Raw genomic sequence first — 1,095 nt, 5'->3', positions numbered from 1 at the left:
GATTCCGTATGCCTGTTTGAATACTTTGCTGAAGTGGGTCGCGTCGGGGAAGCCCCAGCTTCGTCCTATGGTGGCGATGGTCCGCAGGCGGCCGTTCGGGCCGGCCAGGTCCCGTCTGCATGCGGCCAGGCGGCGGGTGCGGATCCAGTCTCCGAGGCTGATGCCGGAGCGGGACAGCACCGTGTAGAGGTGCCGTACGGAGATGTCGTGCGCGGCGGCTATCCGTGCCGCCGACAGGCCGGGGTCGGCCAGGTGCTCCCGGATGTAGTGAGTGATCCGCAGGGTGAGTGTCGCCTCCAGCGGCGCCCTGGCCAGGTGGGAGCTGCCGTGCTGGGACGTCAGGACGGCACGCAGGAGTTCGACGCTGGGCCGCACGGCGGCGTCGGCGTGCACACCCCGGTGCAGTTCGTCGCTGACGGCCAGCTGGGCAAAGTAGGTGAAGGCCAGGCGCGCGAGGGGGTTGCCGGGTCCCAGCGGGACCGCGGTGACGTCCCGCAGCAGCCGGCCGGGCAGCGCGAGTGCCGTCCGGGGGAAACGGATGAAGCGGTAGTCGACTCCCCCGTCGTAGAGAAGGGTGTAGGGAGCGGCCGACTCGAAGACGGCGCAGTCTCCCGGCCCCAGCAGAGCCTGGCGGCCGTTCTGCACCACCATGCTGCTGCCCGCCATCTGCACCCCCAGAGTGACGGCCGGCTCCTCGTCCTTCCGGGCGAGCCGCTCCGTACGGCGCAGGGTGACCGCCGTCGCCCGCGCCGAACAGACCCTCAGCGGCCCCACCGTGCCGAGCCCGATGCGAACGGAGATGTCCTCGGCCGGCGGACCGTGCTCGATGTCGACCGCCACCATCGACTCCCACACCGCGTTGCGGACCACCTCCTCCCGGTCCCGCGGCGCTATGAACGCCGTATCCAGCACCGGACTCACGAGACAGACCTCCGCCCGCCCCACTCACGCCACCGGCCCCTCGACACCCCGGCCCGTTCCCCCACAAGACCCCCCTCGACACGGCCCGTTCCCGACATCAGCCCGGCGCGATCCCCTCACGCAGCACAACAGCTTCGCCCAGCACACGCAAGGGCTACACGCCTGAAGCGGCGC

1 protein-coding gene is annotated in these 1,095 nt (G+C 70.9%); it reads right to left on the bottom strand.

Going from position 1 to position 1,095, the window contains the following annotated elements; genetic code table 11:
• The coding region (locus ACIBBB_RS36155) for a helix-turn-helix domain-containing protein (RefSeq protein WP_398989726.1) at nucleotides 1-921 on the bottom strand (921 nt) is incomplete at its 3' end.
• Nucleotides 922-1,095 lie beyond the last annotated feature (174 nt).

Source organism: Streptomyces sp. NPDC051217, from assembly GCF_044455465.1.
Classification (GTDB): Bacteria; Actinomycetota; Actinomycetes; order Streptomycetales; family Streptomycetaceae; genus Streptomyces.
Note: the sequence above shows the minus strand (reverse complement) of the source record. Positions and strands in the feature narration are given on the sequence as shown.